Origin of the sequence: Kribbella sp. NPDC051137 (assembly GCF_040682535.1) — a bacterium.
In the GTDB taxonomy this organism is placed as follows: domain Bacteria; phylum Actinomycetota; class Actinomycetes; order Propionibacteriales; family Kribbellaceae; genus Kribbella; species Kribbella karoonensis.
On the sequence record NZ_JBFBBI010000004.1, the window covers coordinates 438,695 to 454,414 of the forward strand.

Annotated in this window: 22 protein-coding genes; 12 read left to right on the forward strand and 10 right to left on the reverse strand. The window is 69.8% G+C overall.

Going from position 1 to position 15,720, the window contains the following annotated elements:
• Positions 1-47: 47 nt before the first annotated feature.
• A complete protein-coding gene (locus tag AB0M51_RS23260; protein WP_344195511.1) occupies positions 48-1,934 on the forward strand; it encodes a propionyl-CoA synthetase in 1,887 nt (628 codons plus the stop codon).
• Here AB0M51_RS23260 and AB0M51_RS23265 read toward each other — a convergent pair.
• The gene (locus AB0M51_RS23265) at positions 1,899-2,681 is read right to left on the reverse strand and encodes an alpha/beta hydrolase (RefSeq protein WP_363750357.1); all 783 of its coding nucleotides are present in this window, start codon (positions 2,679-2,681) and stop codon (positions 1,899-1,901) included. The genes AB0M51_RS23260 and AB0M51_RS23265 overlap by 36 nt on opposite strands.
• A 17-nt stretch (positions 2,682-2,698) precedes the next feature.
• On the opposite strand from AB0M51_RS23265, the gene AB0M51_RS23270 reads away from it, so the two are divergent.
• A complete protein-coding gene (locus tag AB0M51_RS23270; protein ID WP_344195507.1) occupies positions 2,699-3,349 on the forward strand; it encodes an SDR family oxidoreductase in 651 nt (216 codons plus the stop codon).
• A gap of 32 nt (positions 3,350-3,381) precedes the next feature.
• The gene (locus AB0M51_RS23275) at positions 3,382-3,810 is read left to right on the forward strand and encodes an OsmC family protein (protein ID WP_344195505.1); all 429 of its coding nucleotides are present in this window, start codon (positions 3,382-3,384) and stop codon (positions 3,808-3,810) included.
• Here the strand turns inward: AB0M51_RS23275 and AB0M51_RS23280 are convergent.
• Positions 3,800-4,594 carry an alpha/beta hydrolase gene (locus tag AB0M51_RS23280; protein WP_363750360.1) on the reverse strand — a complete coding sequence of 265 codons (795 nt, stop codon included), beginning with the start codon at positions 4,592-4,594 and terminating at the stop codon, positions 3,800-3,802. The two genes, AB0M51_RS23275 and AB0M51_RS23280, sit on opposite strands and share 11 nt — an antisense overlap.
• Before the next feature lie 68 nt (positions 4,595-4,662).
• Between AB0M51_RS23280 and AB0M51_RS23285 the strand changes: the two genes are divergently transcribed.
• Positions 4,663-5,118 (forward strand): MarR family transcriptional regulator, encoded by a 456-nt coding sequence (locus AB0M51_RS23285; RefSeq protein ID WP_363750362.1) that lies wholly within the window; start codon positions 4,663-4,665, stop codon positions 5,116-5,118.
• Here the strand turns inward: AB0M51_RS23285 and AB0M51_RS23290 are convergent.
• Genes AB0M51_RS23290 through AB0M51_RS23300 form a run of 3 tightly spaced genes read right to left on the reverse strand, consistent with a single transcriptional unit; the run spans position 5,102 to position 7,203 of the window.
• Positions 5,102-5,887 (reverse strand): sugar nucleotide-binding protein, encoded by a 786-nt coding sequence (locus AB0M51_RS23290; RefSeq protein ID WP_363750364.1) that lies wholly within the window; start codon positions 5,885-5,887, stop codon positions 5,102-5,104. The genes AB0M51_RS23285 and AB0M51_RS23290 overlap by 17 nt on opposite strands.
• On the reverse strand, positions 5,884-6,723 hold the full coding sequence (locus AB0M51_RS23295) for a hypothetical protein (protein ID WP_344195501.1): 840 nt from the start codon (positions 6,721-6,723) through the stop codon (positions 5,884-5,886). Before AB0M51_RS23295 ends, AB0M51_RS23290 begins: the two co-directional genes overlap by 4 nt.
• 18 nt (positions 6,724-6,741) lie before the next feature.
• Entirely contained in the window at positions 6,742-7,203 is a 462-nt protein-coding gene (locus AB0M51_RS23300) for an Lrp/AsnC family transcriptional regulator (RefSeq protein ID WP_344195499.1), read from the reverse strand.
• A 94-nt stretch (positions 7,204-7,297) separates the two neighbouring features.
• Here AB0M51_RS23300 and AB0M51_RS23305 point away from each other — a divergent pair, with 94 nt between their 5' ends.
• Positions 7,298-8,113: an LLM class flavin-dependent oxidoreductase gene (locus AB0M51_RS23305; RefSeq protein WP_344195497.1), complete on the forward strand. Its 816-nt coding sequence runs from the start codon at positions 7,298-7,300 to the stop codon at positions 8,111-8,113.
• Positions 8,103-8,528 (forward strand): nucleoside deaminase, encoded by a 426-nt coding sequence (locus AB0M51_RS23310; protein WP_344195495.1) that lies wholly within the window; start codon positions 8,103-8,105, stop codon positions 8,526-8,528. The genes AB0M51_RS23305 and AB0M51_RS23310 overlap by 11 nt, the downstream gene beginning before the upstream one ends.
• A 40-nt stretch (positions 8,529-8,568) precedes the next feature.
• Here AB0M51_RS23310 and AB0M51_RS23315 read toward each other — a convergent pair whose 3' ends face one another.
• Positions 8,569-9,084: a hypothetical protein gene (locus tag AB0M51_RS23315; RefSeq protein WP_363750367.1), complete on the reverse strand. Its 516-nt coding sequence runs from the start codon at positions 9,082-9,084 to the stop codon at positions 8,569-8,571.
• A gap of 18 nt (positions 9,085-9,102) precedes the next feature.
• Here AB0M51_RS23315 and AB0M51_RS23320 point away from each other — a divergent pair, with 18 nt between their 5' ends.
• Positions 9,103-9,444, forward strand: coding sequence for a hypothetical protein (locus AB0M51_RS23320; RefSeq protein ID WP_363750369.1), 342 nt, complete (start codon positions 9,103-9,105; stop codon positions 9,442-9,444).
• An 84-nt stretch (positions 9,445-9,528) separates the two neighbouring features.
• Here AB0M51_RS23320 and AB0M51_RS23325 read toward each other — a convergent pair whose 3' ends face one another.
• Complete coding sequence (locus AB0M51_RS23325; RefSeq protein ID WP_344195489.1) at positions 9,529-10,488, reverse strand: WYL domain-containing protein; 960 nt, start codon at positions 10,486-10,488, stop codon at positions 9,529-9,531.
• Positions 10,489-10,554: 66 nt separating this feature from the next.
• Between AB0M51_RS23325 and AB0M51_RS23330 the strand changes: the two genes are divergently transcribed.
• The 4 genes from AB0M51_RS23330 to AB0M51_RS23345 are packed head-to-tail and all read left to right on the forward strand — an operon-like array spanning position 10,555 to position 13,082.
• Positions 10,555-11,502, forward strand: coding sequence for a WYL domain-containing protein (locus AB0M51_RS23330; RefSeq protein ID WP_344195487.1), 948 nt, complete (start codon positions 10,555-10,557; stop codon positions 11,500-11,502).
• Positions 11,502-12,188 (forward strand): alpha/beta fold hydrolase, encoded by a 687-nt coding sequence (locus tag AB0M51_RS23335; protein ID WP_344195485.1) that lies wholly within the window; start codon positions 11,502-11,504, stop codon positions 12,186-12,188. Before AB0M51_RS23330 ends, AB0M51_RS23335 begins: the two co-directional genes overlap by 1 nt.
• Positions 12,185-12,496 carry a DUF1905 domain-containing protein gene (locus AB0M51_RS23340; RefSeq protein ID WP_344195483.1) on the forward strand — a complete coding sequence of 104 codons (312 nt, stop codon included), beginning with the start codon at positions 12,185-12,187 and terminating at the stop codon, positions 12,494-12,496. Before AB0M51_RS23335 ends, AB0M51_RS23340 begins: the two co-directional genes overlap by 4 nt.
• A gap of 37 nt (positions 12,497-12,533) precedes the next feature.
• Positions 12,534-13,082, forward strand: a complete 549-nt coding sequence (locus AB0M51_RS23345) for an isochorismatase family protein (protein ID WP_344195481.1) — start codon at positions 12,534-12,536, stop codon at positions 13,080-13,082.
• On the opposite strand, the gene AB0M51_RS23350 is transcribed toward AB0M51_RS23345, so the two are convergent.
• From AB0M51_RS23350 to AB0M51_RS23360, 3 genes are read right to left on the reverse strand one after another with little or no spacing between them, the layout of a single operon-like run.
• Positions 13,072-13,743: an HAD family hydrolase gene (locus tag AB0M51_RS23350; protein WP_344195479.1), complete on the reverse strand. Its 672-nt coding sequence runs from the start codon at positions 13,741-13,743 to the stop codon at positions 13,072-13,074. The genes AB0M51_RS23345 and AB0M51_RS23350 overlap by 11 nt on opposite strands.
• Before the next feature lie 50 nt (positions 13,744-13,793).
• Positions 13,794-14,729 (reverse strand): aldo/keto reductase, encoded by a 936-nt coding sequence (locus AB0M51_RS23355; protein ID WP_344195477.1) that lies wholly within the window; start codon positions 14,727-14,729, stop codon positions 13,794-13,796.
• Between the two features lie 57 nt (positions 14,730-14,786).
• A complete protein-coding gene (locus tag AB0M51_RS23360; protein ID WP_344195474.1) occupies positions 14,787-15,245 on the reverse strand; it encodes an NUDIX domain-containing protein in 459 nt (152 codons plus the stop codon).
• Positions 15,246-15,321: 76 nt separating this feature from the next.
• Here AB0M51_RS23360 and AB0M51_RS23365 point away from each other — a divergent pair, with 76 nt between their 5' ends.
• Complete coding sequence (locus AB0M51_RS23365) at positions 15,322-15,717, forward strand: tautomerase family protein (RefSeq protein WP_344195472.1); 396 nt, start codon at positions 15,322-15,324, stop codon at positions 15,715-15,717.
• Positions 15,718-15,720: the final 3 nt, after the last annotated feature.

The window sequence follows — 15,720 nt, forward strand, 5'->3', positions numbered from 1 at the left end:
CAACCCTGCCACGATGGGGAGCAGCCGACGGTTGGGAGGCCCTGCCCATGGGCGCGTACGACGAGAGTTATCGCCGGAGTCTGGACGACCCGCACGGGTTCTGGCTGGAGGCGGCCGAGGCGATCTCCTGGACGCGGCCGCCGACCCGGGCCCTGGACGCGAGTGCCGCTCCGATCTTCCGGTGGTTCCCGGACGGCGAGCTGAACACGTCGTACAACGCCCTCGACCGCCATGTCGACGCCGGCGACGGCGAGCGCACCGCGCTGATCTACGACTCGCCGGTGACCGGTGGCTCCACCAGCTTCACCTATGCCCAGCTGCGCGACGAGGTCGCGCGGTTCGCCGGCGCACTGCACTCCCTCGGTGTCGGCAGAGGCGACCGGGTCATCGTCTACATGCCGATGATCCCGGAAGCGGTTGTCGCGATGCTCGCCTGCGCCCGCCTCGGCGCCATCCACTCGGTCGTGTTCGGCGGCTTCGCGCCACGTGAGCTCGCGGCCCGGATCGAGGATGCCGGCCCGAAGGTGATCGTCGCCGCGTCCTGCGGGATCGAGCCGTCCCGGGTGGTCGAGTACAAGCCGATCATCGACGAGGCACTGACCATCTCGTCGCACCGGCCCGAGCACACGATCGTCTTCCAGCGTCCGCAGGCCGAGGCGCACCTGGGGGAGCGCGACCTGGACTGGACCTCGTTGGTCGCGGGCGCCGAGCCTGCGGCCCCGGTGCAGGTCGCCGCGACCGACCCGCTGTACATCCTCTACACCTCCGGTACGACGGGGCGCCCGAAAGGCGTGGTCCGCGACAACGGCGGGCACGCGGTCGCGCTCGCCTGGACGATGCGGAACGTGTACGACATCGGCCCGGGCGACGTGTGGTGGACCGCCTCCGACGTCGGCTGGGTGGTCGGCCACTCGTACATCGTCTACGCGCCGCTGCTGGTCGGCGCGACGACGGTCCTGTACGAGGGAAAGCCGGTCGGTACGCCGGACGCCGGCGCGTTCTGGCGGGTGATCTCCGAGCACGGCGCGAAGGCGCTGTTCACCGCGCCGACCGCGATCCGGGCGATCAAGAAGGTGGATCCTGAGGCGGCCGAGCTGGCGAAGTACCCGATGGACACGTTCCGGACGTTGTTCCTGGCGGGGGAGCGGCTGGACCCGGAGACGTACCACTGGGCCCACGAGCACCTCGACGTACCGGTGGTCGACCACTGGTGGCAGACCGAGACCGGTTGGCCGATCGCCGCGAACCCGCGCGGGCTCGAACCGCTGCCGACCAAGCCGGGCTCGGCGACCGTGCCGATGCCGGGGTGGAACGTGCAGATCCTCGACATGTACGGCAAGGAGTTGCTGCCGCACGAGGAGGGCGCGATCGCGATCAAGCTGCCGCTGCCGCCGGGAGCGCTGCCGACGCTCTGGGGTGACGACCAGCGCTACGTCGACAGCTACCTGAAGGAGTACGACGGGTACTACCTGACCGGGGACGGCGGGTACATCGACGACGACGGCTACATCTTCGTGATGGGCCGCACCGACGACGTGATCAACGTCGCCGGCCACCGGCTGTCGACCGGTTCGATCGAGGCGGTCGTCGCGTCCAACCCGGCCGTCGCCGAGTGCGCGGTGATCGGTGTGCACGACCCGCTGAAGGGACAGCTGCCGCGGGCGTTCGTCGTACTGAAGGCGGGTGCGACGGTGACCGAGGACGTACTGCGGGACGAACTGGTGGCCGCCGTACGCCGGGAGATCGGGCCGGTGGCGGCGTTCCGGGACGTGTCGGTGGTGGAGGCGCTGCCGAAGACCCGGTCCGGGAAGATCCTCCGCCGGACGATGCGCGGGATCGCGGACGGCCGCGACGAGCCGGTGCCCTCCACGATCGAGGACGCCGGAGTCCTCGACGCGCTACGGCCGGTCCTCCGCGGCGGCCAGGAAGGCTAGTACCGCAGGGCTCGCGATCTCGCGGAACTCGTGGAAGTACGCGTGCCGGGCGCCCTCGATCAGCTCGGCACGCGCGTTGGGGATCCGGCGGGCGAGGAGTTGCGCGTTCGCGACCGGGCTGAAGACGTCGTCGGTGCCGTGCAGGACCAACGTCGGCGCCTGGATCTCGGGCAGATGGTCCCAGGCGTCGTGCTTGTTGCTCGCCACCAGGTGGCGGCCTTTGGCGTACGACGGCATGGTCTTGTCGCCCAGGACGTAGTACGGCCCGGGGTGGTTCTTCAGCCAGGCCGGCGTGTACATGAGTTCGAGCAGCACGCTGTCTGTCTTCGCCGGGTTCGCGAGTGCCTTGCGGATCTCTTGGCTGCGTTCGTACCCGTGGGCCGCTCCCGGTGAGGTGCACCCGAGGACCAGCTTGTCGACTCGCTCGGGTGCGTCGACGGCGAGCCATTGCGCGACACGTCCACCCATCGAGGTCCCGTAGATGTGGGCGGTGCTCAGCCCGAGATCGTCCAGTACGGCGGTGACGTCCTGGGCGAAGCCGCGGGTCGTGTAGACCTCATCCGGTTTGTCGCTGTCGCCCGTGCCTCTCCAGTCCAGGGTGATCAGCTGGTGTTCCTGGAAGTCCGCGAGGACCGGGTCCCACCACGTGTGGTTGTTCGACTGGCCGGCCAGTAGCACAAGTGGTTGCCCTTCGCCACGAACCTGATAGGCGATCCGCGTCCCGTCGATGGTTGCTGTGGTGGGCACGGAGATAGTGTGCAGGTATGCGAGTCGTCATTGCAGGTGGACACGGACAGATCGCGCTGCGGCTGACCCGGCTGCTGAGCGCCGGCGGTCACCAGGTGGTCGGTATCGTCCGCAACCCGGACCACGAGCCCGACGTCGTGGCAGCCGGCGGACAGGCCGCCGTCCTCGACCTGGAGCAGGCGGACGCGGCGGCCGTGGCCGGCGTACTGCGTGGCGCCGACGTGGCGATCTTCGCGGCGGGCGCCGGTCCGGGCAGCGGGGACGCCCGGAAGGACACCGTCGACCGCGGAGCGGCCGCGCTGTTCGCGGACGCCGCCGAGCAGGCCGGCGTACGACGGCACCTCCAGGTCGGCTCGATGGGCGCGGACCGGGCCGGCTCGCTCACCGACGACTCGACGTTCACGGTGTACCTGAAGGCGAAGTGGGCGGCCGAGGAGGACCTGCGCGCCCGCGACCTGGACTGGACGATCCTGCGGCCGGGCGGCCTGACCGACGACCCGGGCACCGGCACGGTGTACCTGGCCGAGAAGACCGGGAACGGCCGGATCAGCCGCGACGACGTCGCGCTGGTGCTGGCCGGTCTCTGCGACACCCCGGCCGCGATCGGCCGGACCCTCGAACTCGTGGCCGGCGACACCCCGGTCCGGGATGCCCTGCAGAACCTCTAACGTTGCCACAAGCAACAGAATGTGACGGGACGATGGCAGACACACTCCGCCAGGTCAGCTTCGAACGCCTGGCGAACAGCAGCTACGAGGTGAAGAACGCCCGCGGCGGCAGCATCCGGGTCGGCTCCGGCGGCGAGGACACCGACTTCACCCCGGTCGAGCTGCTGCTGGCCGCGATCGGCACCTGCTCGGCGATCGACGTGGACGTCGTGGTCAGCCGGCGCGCGGAGCCGACCGAGTTCAGCGCGGTGGTCAAGGGCGACAAGATCCGGGACGCCGACGAGGGCAACCGGATGCAGAACCTCGCGATCGAGTTCACCGTGCACTTCCCCGAGGGCGAGGACGGCGACAAGGCCCGCGAGGCGCTCCCGCGCGCGGTGAAGATGTCCCACGACCGCCTGTGCACCGTCAGCCGCACGGTCGAGCTCGGCACCCCGGTCACCACCACGGTCAACGACTGAGCACGTCGCGCAGCCGCTGCGCGTAGGCCTTCGGGTGGCTCAGGTTGCCGTTGTGGCCGCCGGGGAAGGTCTCGAGGTGCCGGCCGAGCAGGTCGGCCAGGACGTTCGCACATTGGTAGTCGAAGACCGTGTGCGGCGTCGTCGTACCGGCGGCCGCGAAGATCCGTGCGCGGACGTTTGCGAGCCCGGCAGGGTCTAGTTCGTCGCCGGCGGCGGCGATGAAGTCGTGCCGGATGAAGTAGTCGAAGTTCGCGATCCGGTTCGCGTCCATCGGGAATTCGGTGCGGCCTGGTTCGCCGTCCGCCGGGTCGATGCCGAGTGCGCGCGCGATCCGCGGGACGGTGGCCTGGAGGCCGTTGGCCAGGTAGTGCGCGCGCAACTCGGCGAGTTCGTCGCGGTGCGGCGCCGGGTCGGGCAGGAGCCATGGCGCGATCGGCTCGTGCGCGATCAGTGTGTGCAGCTGGTCCGGGTGCTTGACGGTCACGTGCAGACCGATGACGGCCCCGAGGCTGCAGCCCAGCATGGCAACGGGTTCGTCGGTGAGGTGCGCGAGCAGCAGATGAACGTCGTTCGCGTGGTCGGCGATCGTGGCGCCGCCGGACGTCCTGCTCCGGGACAGCCCGCGGCGGTCGTAGGTGAGGACCGTGTACTCGTCGACGAGGTGCCGGGCGAGGTCGGTCGTACGGTCGGCGTCGCCCTCACCGCTCTGCGAGATCAGCAGCAGCGGGCCGGTGCCTTCGAGCCGGTAGTGGAGGAGTGCGCCGGGAACCTCGATCGTCGTCATGTCCGGAAAAGTACATCTGTCTCGATACATCTATCAAGATGTATCGAATGTGATGTAGATTGCGGGGCGTGAACGGCGTGGAGCTCTTCCTGCTCGGGCGGGTGCTGATGAAGATCGGCGAGGACGCGTTGCCGGAGCCGCCGGGCGGTGCGGGCCGGTACGCCGGGAGCGCGCGGACGGTGCTGGTCGTCGCGAGCGACGTCGCCGGGCATCCGGAGAGCGCGGTGGGGGAGATCGCCGAGCGGACGGGCCTGCCGCAGAGCCAGGTCTCGACCGCGGTCGCCCGGCTGAAGGAGGCCGGCGCTGTCGTCACCACCACCGATCCGGCCGACCGCCGGCGTGCTTTGGTCAGCCCGGCGTCGACCGTCTCCGACCGGCTCGCCCAGGTCCGGGCCACCACCATCGGGCCCGCGCTGGCCGCTGCCCTCGGCACCGACGACCCCGCTCGCCTCGCCGCGATCACCGCGGCGCTCGAAGAACTCGCCCGGGAACTCCTGCCGGCGACGGCTAGCTTGCGGTCCTGAGGAATTCCGACGGGGCTCGCAGGCGGGTGCGCAGCAGGTCCTGGGTACGGCTGCTGTCGAGGCGGATGTCGGACGGGGTGCCTGGTTCGGAGGGGAGCGCGTCGGGGTCGAGGTTGTCCCGCGCGGCGATCAGGCGGCCGAGTTCGTGGCGGCTGAGCGGTTCGGGGCCGGCGACGTGGGTGATCCCCGCGACGTCCAGGAGGAGTAGTTCGAGCAGCGCGGAGGCAAGGTCGGTGACGTGGATCGGGCAGCGGATGTTGGCGCGGTAGAACGCGCCCGGTTCGCCCGCCGCAAGGCGCCGTACCCGGCGTTCTTCCTCCGAAGCGCCGTCCGATCCGACGATGAGCGACGTACGGGCGATGACCGCGTCCGGCCGCAGTGCGCGGATCGCCGTTTCCGCGGCAGCCTTCGCGGCGCCGTACGGCGTGGTCGGGCAGGGCGGCTCGGACTCGTTCCAGGGCGTGCCGCGCGGCCCGAACACCACATCCGTCGAGACGAACACGAGCCGCACACCCTCGGCCGCGAGCGCGACGTTCGCCGCACCGGTGGCGGTGGTCGCCCAGTCGTCCTGCTTGTACGCGGCGTGGACGATCGCGTCCGGCGCGACCTCGCGGATCACGTCGCGTACCTGGTCGGGCCGCCGTACGTCGAACTGCACCCCGCCCTGGACCGGCTGCGAGTGGTACGCCGGGACGACGTCGTGCTGTGCCGCGGCACGCAGGAGTTCACGCCCCAGCAGTCCCGCGGCGCCGGTGACAAGCAGCCTCACAGCACAACCCTATGGCGTTCGAGCCGCCAGCCGGCGGTCCGCGTGGCGCGCTTCACCTCGGCCACCGTCCGGATCTTGCGCGGCGACTTCCACGACTGCGACGGCTTGTGGAACATCCAGCCGCCGCCGATCGTCAGCGCTGCGTGCTCCACGAGCCCGGCGGAGTTCCGCCAGACGAGAACCGTGCCCGGTTCGTCGTCCTTGCCCCCGCGCTCGGTGTGCGCGGCAAGCCACTCCTCGAACGGTTCGCGCACCATCCACACGTGCTCGGCACCCTCGACCCCGCACCCCGCCATCACCGTCCCGAAACAGTTCGGCCCGCTCCCGTCCGCGAACGTGCCGGCAAGCTCCCGCACCCGCGGCAACTGGCGCGGCCACGTCCGGACCTCCGCATGCCGGCTCGGCCCCAGGTCATCGCTGACGATCTGCGGCAGAACAGCCTTCGGATCGCCCAGCAACGACTTCCACCACACGAACCGATGCCCGTCCGCCTGCTGCCTGATCCCGTGCCCGACAACACCCGCCCACCTCAGCACCGTCGGTACGGACCCACGCCCGTGGTCGACCTGCGCACGCACCAGGCCGGCGCGGGTCGCCTTCGGCAGTTCGCCGTACGCCGCCTCGTTCAGCCAGGCGGTCCGCGTCGCCTTCCGGTCGATCGCGTAGATCCAGTACGTGTCGCGGTCCTCGCGGCTCGGCTCGCGGTCGTCGGTGCCGAGCTTCCACGCGTTCGCCTGCTTCGGCGTGAGGAAGAACGGCTGCTCGTCGGGGGCGAGCCAGTCGACCCAGCGGTCGAGCAGATCGGGGGAGACGCGGATACCGAGGACGGTCAGCATCGGCTCACGTTCTCATCCTCAGGGGTGGTCGGTCACCGGCTTTTGTGGTCCGCGGTACCGCTGTGTCTGCGAGTAGACGAGGTTGGTCGTCGTACTGCCGAAGGCGGTCAGCTCGTTGACGAGCTCCTCCAGGTGCGGCATCGAGGCCGCGGCCACCTTCAGCGTGTAGCAGTCGTCGCCGGTGGTCCGCAGGCATTCGAGGATCTCGCCGCGCTCGGCCAGCAGCCGATGCAGTGGCTCGTGCTTGTTGCCGGGGTACTTCAGCCGGACGACGGCCAGCACCGGGTAGCCGACCTTCGTCAGGTCGACCTCGGCGCGGTACCCGGTGATCACGCCGATCGATTCCAGCCGCCGGACGCGCTCGGTGGTCGCGGACGCGCTCAGGTTCACCCGGCGGCCCAGTTCGGTCAGAGACAACCGCGCATCGGACTGCAGCTCGTCGAGGATCGTCCAGTCGGTCAGATCGAGACTCTCGGTCATACGGCCAATCTACCGGTGATTCCACGGCCTGTAGAGGCATATGCCGGGAGGAGTCTCTTCAGGAGCGGGTGTTTGCCTGGATAGCCTGGTCGGCATGGAACTCGGGGTGAATGTGCCGAACTTCGGGCCGGGGACGAACCCGGCCCGGCTACGTGACTGGGCCCGGATCGTCGAAGGACTCGGGTACGACCTGCTCATGGTGTCGGACCACGTCGTGATCACGCCGGACGTCGCCGAGCAGTATCCGGAGCCGTTCTACGAGCCGTTCACCACACTGAGCTGGCTGGCCGGGATCACCGACCGGGTCCGGCTCGGCACCACGGTCCTGATCGCGCCGTACCGGCATCCGTTGCTCACGGCAAGGATGACCGCGAACCTGGAGGCGCTCAGCGGCGGCCGGCTCGTGCTCGGCGTCGGGGTCGGCTGGGCGCGGCAGGAGTTCGAGGCGCTCGGCGCGGACCACGCCGCCCGGGGACGTCTGACCGACGAGGTGCTGGCGGAGCTGCAGGGCCTGGTCCCGCTGTGGGTAGGCGGCAGCAGTACGCCGGCACTCCGGCGCAGCGTGCGGTACGGCGACGCGTGGCATCCGTTGCGGCAGACTGTTGCCGAGTTGCGGGCGGGCCTGGCGCGGATGCGGGCGATCGCGGACGGGCTCGGCCGGCCGGTGCCGGGGTTCGCACCGCGCATCCTGCTCCGGCTGACCGGCGAGCCGCTGCCGGACGCTGATCGGATCGCGGGCGAAGGATCGATTGACCAGGTGCTCCAGGACCTCGCCGTACTCCGGGAGCTCGGCGCGGGGAGCGTCGTGCTGGACCCGTTCGTCGGCGACCCGGCGGAGACCGAACGGCCGGAGACGGCGTGGCAGGCATTGGCAATGATTGCGGAGAACTGGAGACGACGTGACACCTGAAGCAGAAGGATTCCTGCGCCGAGCGATCGCGCTGGCCGCGGAGTCGCGGGAGGCCGGCGACCCGCCGTTCGGGTCGCTGCTCGTCGGACCGGGCGGCGACGTGCTCGCGGAGGAGCACAACACGACGATCACCGAAGGCAACATCAGCTTCCACCCGGAGCTGAAGCTGGCGGTGTGGGCAGCGCAGAACCTGACGCCGGAGGTAGCAGCCGGCACGACGATGTACACGAGCTGCCAGCCGTGCGAGATGTGCTCGGGCGCCCTGGCGCGGTCCGGACTGGGCCACGTGGTGTTCGCCCTGTCGGGCGAGCAACTGAACGGTCTCAAGACCACCGGCGGCTTCACCGGCGTGCCGCTGGAAGGCCCTGCGCTCTACGACGAGGCGCGGGTGCCCGTGGACGGCTACTACAACTGATGGAACTGAGCGGGGTCCCGTTGCCGGGACCCCGCCGTGCTCACTTGACCTTCGCCAGGCAGAGTGTGTAGTCGGACTTCTCGTCGACGTACGTCGCGTCGGCGTCGTCACCGCACTGGCTCTCGTCCGTCGAGTCGAGCTTGTCGATGACCCGGTACTCGGCGTCGGACGAACTGCAGGCGACGACCTTCACGTCAGGGTTGCTCGACGTGCCCTTGTTGACGACACAGGAGCCGACCTGGGCCTTGTTCTCGACCGAGTTCAGGTTGCCGACGATCAGCAGCGCGACGAACGCGACCGGCAACAGCAGCATCAGGATCGCCGGGCGCTGGAACAGCGGCTTGCCCGGGTTCATCGGCTGACCCGGACCGGGAGCCGGCTCCGGGAGCTTCTTGAACTTCTGCATCGGGCCGATGTTCATCAGCATCGTGATCGGGTTGATGATCGACGAGCCGATACCCCACCAGCCCTGCCACAGGCTCTTCGACGTCATGTCGCGGACGGACGCGATACCGCACGTCCGGCAGAACGGGCCCTGCAGCCGGAGGAAGCGCATCAGGATGATGAGCCCCTGGTGACCGCGGACGGTGGCCTGCGCGGCGGGGTAGCCGCCGCAGAACCGGCAGACCGTCTGTCCCTGCGGCGGGGCGTACCCCGGCTGCGGGAACGACTGGTCCTGCTGACCGGGCTGCTGGTACTGGCCGTACTGCGGAGCCTGCTGGCCCGGCTGACCGGCGTACTGCTGCTGGTACGGGCCGGGCTGGGCCTGGTACTGCGGGGCCTGCTGCTGGCCCGGCTGACCGGCGTACTGCTGCTGGCCGTACTGGGGAGCCTGCTGCTGGTGGTCCTGCGGCCGGGGCTCGCCGTACTGCGGGAACTGCTGCGGTGGCGGGCCGTAACCGTCCGGCTGACCTGAGTACGGGCCTGGTGGCGGCTGGGGAGGGGATGTCGTCACGAATGGTTCCTGAGGCTTGATCGGGACACGCTGAACCATGGCACCTTACTCACCCGGGTGGTCCATCCGGGTGTAGCGGTTCGTCAATTCCCGGCCAAGACGTGCCAGCTCCGCCTGCACCGACGGCGGATCCACGACCTCGATCGACCCGCCCCAGCCGGCGAGGTGCTGCGCGATCATCAACGGCGTCGGCGCGGTGACCTTCACCCGGGCCCGGTCGCCGACCGTCCCGTCCAGCTCGCAGTTTCGGCCGAGCCGGTCCTGCATCACCCACACGAACCGCTCGTCCATCAACACTGTTGCCGTCAGCCCCGATCGGCGTTCCTCCATCCGTTCGACGATCTCGGCCCAGGCCGATGACAGCTCGAAGTCGTCCGGTCGCTCGAAGGAATCACCGGTCGGTTCGGCGGTCGCGACCCGGTCGACCCGGAACGTCCGCCGGCCGTCGGCCGTCCCCGCGACCAGGTACCAGACGTCGTCCTTGTCGACGAGCCCGAGCGGTTCGACGACGCGTTCGGACGGATCGCGCCCGCGGCCGGAGTAGACCAATCGGACGCGTTCCCGGCGTACGACGGCGTCCTGGAGTTGACGTACCAGCTCCGGGCGTTCCTTCACGTGCTCGCCCCAGCGCGCGGAGTCGATCACGACCGCTTCTGCTGCCGCCTGCGCGTGCTCACGGAAGGTGTCCGGCAAGGCGCGGACCAGCTTGCGGAGCGCGGCCTTCGCGTCCGGGGCGATCGACGCCGCCGGCCCGACGAGCAGGAACAACGCCTGCGCCTCGGTCGCGGACAGGCCGCTGAGATCGGTACGGGCGCCGCCGACGAGCTGCCAGCCGCCGTTCCGCCCGGGCTGCGGATAGACCGGGATGCCGGCGGTGGACAGCGCCTCGAGATCGCGACGGGCGGTCGCCACCGAGATCTCCAGCTCCGCCGCGACCTCGGCCGCGGTCACCCGGCCGCGCGCCTGCATCAGCAACAGCACCGCCACCAACCGATCCGCCCGCACGCGTCGATCCTCCCAGACTGGGCTACTCTCGGCACCGGACGGACTTCTTCCGGAACATGGTGGACGATGGCGTACGACGTGAGCCCGACCGCGCGCACCCTGACGGTCCTGGAGCTGATCCAGAACCGGCCCGGCATCACCGCGGAGCAACTCGGCGACAAGCTCGGCGTCTCCGAGCGCGCCGCCCGCCGGTACGTCGCGATCCTGCGCGAGGCCGACATCCCGATCGAGTCGACGCGCGGGCCGTACGGCGGCTACCGGGTCGGCCGCGGTCTCCGGCTGCCGCCGCTGATGTTCAGCACCACCGAGGCGCTCGGCCTCGTGATGGCGGTGCTCGAAGGTCCGCGCGGTACGGCGGACCCGGTCGAGACCGCGCTCGGCAAGATCGTCCGCGTGCTGCCCGAGCCCGTCGCCCGCGCCACCGACGCGGTCCGCCGGGTCAGCGCCCGCGGCCCCGATCCCGGCGTACGGACTCCCGATCCGGAGATCACCGCCGCGCTGGTCTCGTACAGCACCGGGCACCGGCGGGTCACCATCCAGTACCGGCGCCACCAGAGTGAGTTCCCGATGGAGGTCGACCCGTGGGCGGTCGTCGTACGTCGCGGGCGCTGGTACCTGCTGTGCTGGTCGCACGCCAAGGACGCGCAGCGGGTCCTCCGCGTCGACAAGATCACCCGCGTCGAGCCGCAACCCGCCGACTTCACCGCACCCGTCGACCTCGATCCGCTGGCGATGGTCGAGGAGCACCTGGCGATGGGCTGGAAGTATCCGATCGAGGTCGAGATCGACGCCCCACGCGAGGACGCCGCGTGCTGGATCGCGCGCAGCATGGGCCGGCTCGAACCGATCGACGACACGCACACCCGCCTGCTCGCCAGCACCGACGACCCGGACTGGTACGCGACCCAACTGACTGCCATCCAGGCGCCCTACCGGATCCTCGCCGGCCCTGAACTCCAGGCTGCCTCGCACGCCCTCGCCCAACGCCTCCTCGCCGCCAGCACTCTCGGCTGATGCTCACCTGGGGCTCAGGCGATCGGCTTGTGGTGCTGATCCACGGCATGCTCGGCGCGGCAACGCAGTACCACGAGGTCGGTCCGGCGCTCGCCGGCCACGGCTGTCGCGTGGTCGCCGTCGACCTGCCAGGGCACGGATCAGCGGCTCCGGGCGAGACCATGGAGGACTTTGTCGATGCCGTCGTCGCGGCGGGCAGCCGTCCCGCACTGGCGATCGGGCACTCGCTCGGTGCGATCGTCCTGTGGGAGGCGTTGGCGCGGCTGCGGCCTGAGCGGGCGGTGTACGTCGACGTACCGCTGGAGGGCGGTGAGCCTTCCAGCAGGTCGGCCTCGGAGCTGCGTGAGCACTTCGCCCGGTCGCGGGCCGCCCGGACGGAGGCGCATCTGCGGGCCACCCGTCCCGCTTGGTCGGCTGAGGACTGCCGGGTAGAGGCTGAGGCGGCGGAGCGGTTCGACGTCGAGACGGCGGTCGCTCTGGAGCGTTCGTACGCCCGTCGGGCGACTGGTCGTCCGACTGTGCCCTCGTTGGTGGTGCGGGCGGACCCGAGCCGTTACGTGTCGCCGGAGCGCGCCCGGGAATTGGAAGGGCTGGGCTTCTGCGTCCGGGGGATCCCCGGGGCAGGGCATTCTGTGTGGTACGGGCGGGTGGACGATTTCCTCGGAGCACTGGACGGGTGGCTGTGAACGAGATCGAGTTTGCGGGCGAGATCTGGTACTGGCGGGGACCGGCGCCGTGGTACTTCGTGACCGTGCCGGAGGAGGAGTGCGGGTACTTCGAGGCCGAGGCGGGGCACGTTTCCTACGGCTGGGGGATGATCCCGGTGACCGCGGAGATCGGCGGGAGCGTGTGGGCGACGTCGATGTTCCCGAAGGACGGCCGGTACATCCTGCCGGTGAAGGCCTCGGTGCGGCGGGCGGAGGATCTGGACGACGGCGACGTACCGACGGTCCGGCTGCGGTTGCGGTCCGGAATTGTCGGAGGTCGCGGATAGCGTTCCGTCGTACATCTTCAGGAGGAAGGAGCGGCGCATGTCCACGCTGACTGATCGGCCGAACACGGCGCTGTTGGTGGTCGACGTACAGACCGGTGTCGTCGGCGAGGCGTTCGAGCGGGACCGGGTGGTCGCGAACGTCGCCACCCTGGTCGGGAAGGCCCGGGCCGGGGGAGTCCCGGTCGTCTGGATCCAGCACTCCGGGGAGAACCTGGCGAAGGGCACCGACGAGTGGCAGTTCGTGCCGGAGCTGTCCCGCCACGATTCGGAGGCGCTTGTCCACAAGACCTACGCCGACTCGTTCGAGGCAACCGACCTGGAGGAGGTGCTGGCGCGCGCCGGTATCGGTCACCTGGTGGTGAGTGGCGCGCAGACCGACGAATGCATCCGCTCGACGATCCACGGCGCGATGGTCCGCGGGTACGACGTGACGCTGGTCGGCGACGCGCACACCACCGAGGATCTCTCCGAGTGGGGCGCACCGACCCCTGACAAGGTCATCGCCCACACCAACCTCTACTGGTCCGGCCACCGCGCACCCGGCCGCACCGCGGCGGTCAAGAAGACCGACGAGGTCAGCTTTTGACGCTCTCCAGCACCTCGGTCAGCAGCCGGATCCGCGGTATGCCGGTGTGGGCGTGTGCGTCCTTCCGGTCGATCAGTACGGCGTGGATCCCGGCTGCCCGCGCCCCCTGGATGTCGTTCTCGAGCGAGTCACCGACCATCACCACCTCGTCCGGCGTTGCACCGACCCGCTCGAGTGCGTAGACGAACGCCCGCGGGTCCGGCTTGGTCGCGGGCAACTGCTCGCCGGTGATCAGTTCGTCGATCTCAGCGGTCAGCCCCATCCGCTCGAGTTTGAACGTCTGGTGCGCCGTGTTCCCGTTCGTCAGGACGACAGCGCCGAGTCCGGCGGCACGGACGGCCCGCAACGCCGGTACGGCGTCGTCGTACACGGTCCAGCCCGCCTCGTACCGCCGTGTGTAGCTCTCGAACATCTCGTCCGCCTCGGCGTCGCTCGCCTCCAGCCCGAGGAACTCCCGCACTCGCAAGCGCCGCTGCTCCGGAAACGTCAGCTCCCGCCGCTGATAACGCCGGTAGTGCTTGTCCGACACCGAGGCCCACTCCGCGGCAACCTCCGGACCGACCACGCCGTACTCCGCCGCCCACACCACAACCGCCGCGGCAGCAGCCGACTCGTGATCGACGAGCGTCCCGTCAAGATCGAACAGCACCGTCCTGAGCATCCGACGATGGTAGGTGCCCGGGGGAGCGTCCTCCCCGGGCACCCGGCGTGTCAGTCGATCACCGAATCCAGCGCAGCCAGTTCGTCCGGCGACAGGTCGAGGTCCGCGGCTCGGAGGTTCTCCTCGAGGTGACGTTCGCTGGATGTTCCCGGGATCGCCAGGACGTGGGGACCGCGGCTGAGCGTCCAGGCCAGCCGGACCTGTGCGTCGGTCGCCCCGTGCCGCGCGGCGATCTCCCGCACCGGGTCCGACGTCGGTACGCCGCCTGCCTCGCGCGACTCCGCCGTGACCGCGAAGAACGGGACGAACGCGATGCCGAGCTCGCCGCACAGCTGCAGGATTTCGTCGTTCACCCGGCCGAAGCCGACGCTGTACCGATTCTGCACCGCGACCACCGGGGCGATCTCCCGGGCCTCGTGCAAATGCTTCAGCCGGACATTCGAGATTCCCAGCTGCCGGATCATGCCCTTGGCCTGGAGCTCGGCGAGTACGCCGAAATGCTCGGCGATGGATTCCAGCCGCATCTGCCGCAGGTACACGAGATCGAGGGTGTCGACGCCGAGCGCGCGCAGGTCGGCCTCGACGAGCCCGCGCAGCTCGTCCGGCCGCGCGAGCCCGTTCTTGGTGGGGCCGACCTTGGTGGCGATCACGAGGTCGTCGGGGTACGGCGCGAGCGCGCGCCGGATCACGTCGTTCGCCCAGTCCAGGCTCTCGAACGCGGTCTCGCCGGCCGCGCCGTGGCTCGGGTAGAACGCGGCGGTGTCGATGTGGTTCACGCCCAGCTCGACGACCCGCCGCAGCAGCGCGATCGCCCGCTCCTGCAGGTCCGCACCGTCGGGCAGACCGGACCCGGCGAGCCGCTTCGCGCCGAAACCGATCCGGCGGACCCGATCCGCTCCGAGTTGCCAGAATTCCCCGGACTTGCTTTCCGCACTTTCCGATGATAGGTTTAATTGTAGAGAGACATTTCCTTGTGAATTCTGCATTCGGCCAGGATAAATCTTCCAGGGAAATTCGTCCAGACTTCTCCGCACATTTCTGCGCTAATCACAGAGCTCGGCCAACCGCCGTAGGAGGTCCGGCGGGTAGATGCCGGACGATTGGAGTTCGGCGGCGCCGGCCCAGTGCAGGTCGAAGTGGTTCGTCGGTGAGTGTGCGGCGGCTTCGTCGCCGGAGAGCTCGGCTACGCCGGTGACGTCCTTGATCCGGAAGTAGTACGCCGGACGGCCGTTGTGGGTGCCGGTCCAGAGCAGCTGGTCGACGGTGCCGGTGAGGGTCGTCTCCTCGGTCAGCTCTCGGAGCGCGGCCGCGGCAGCCGACTCACCTTCCTCGACGTGCCCGCCGGGGAGTACGGCGTACCGATGGCCGCGGCACTCCGGCCCCGGCGCGTCGGCGTACTCGCACATCACGCACTCCGCGGCCGACTCCTGCCGGAGGTAACGCTTGATGATCAGGACCTTGCCGGACCGCAGGACAACGGCCGCGCCGCGTGGGATCTTCATGGGGAACGAGTGTGCTGGGCGGCACCGACATATTCCGTTCGCCGCGGGAGGCTGCTTCGTGGTGGGATCTGGAGTCATGCCGAGTGCACAGATCGAGGTCCGCCGGGAGTACTCCGCAGCGGACGAGATGGGGTTGATCGACGCGGTCCACAACGCGCTGGTCACCGCGTTCCGGATCCCGCCGCAGGACAAGGACGTCCGGCTGGTGGTGCACGCGCCGCACCGGTTCGCCTGCTCGCCGCGGCTGACCCAGCCCGAATGCTTCACGCTCGTCAGCATCGACTGCTTCGCCGGCCGCTCGATCGACGCCAAACGTGCGCTCTACACCGCGATCGTCACCAACCTCAAGCCGTTCGGCATCCCACCGGACCACGTCACGATCCTCGTCCGCGACCTCCCCACCACCAACTGGGGAATCCGCGCCGGCCAAGCCGCCTCCGACCTGACCCTCGGCTTCGACGTCAACGTCTGACAA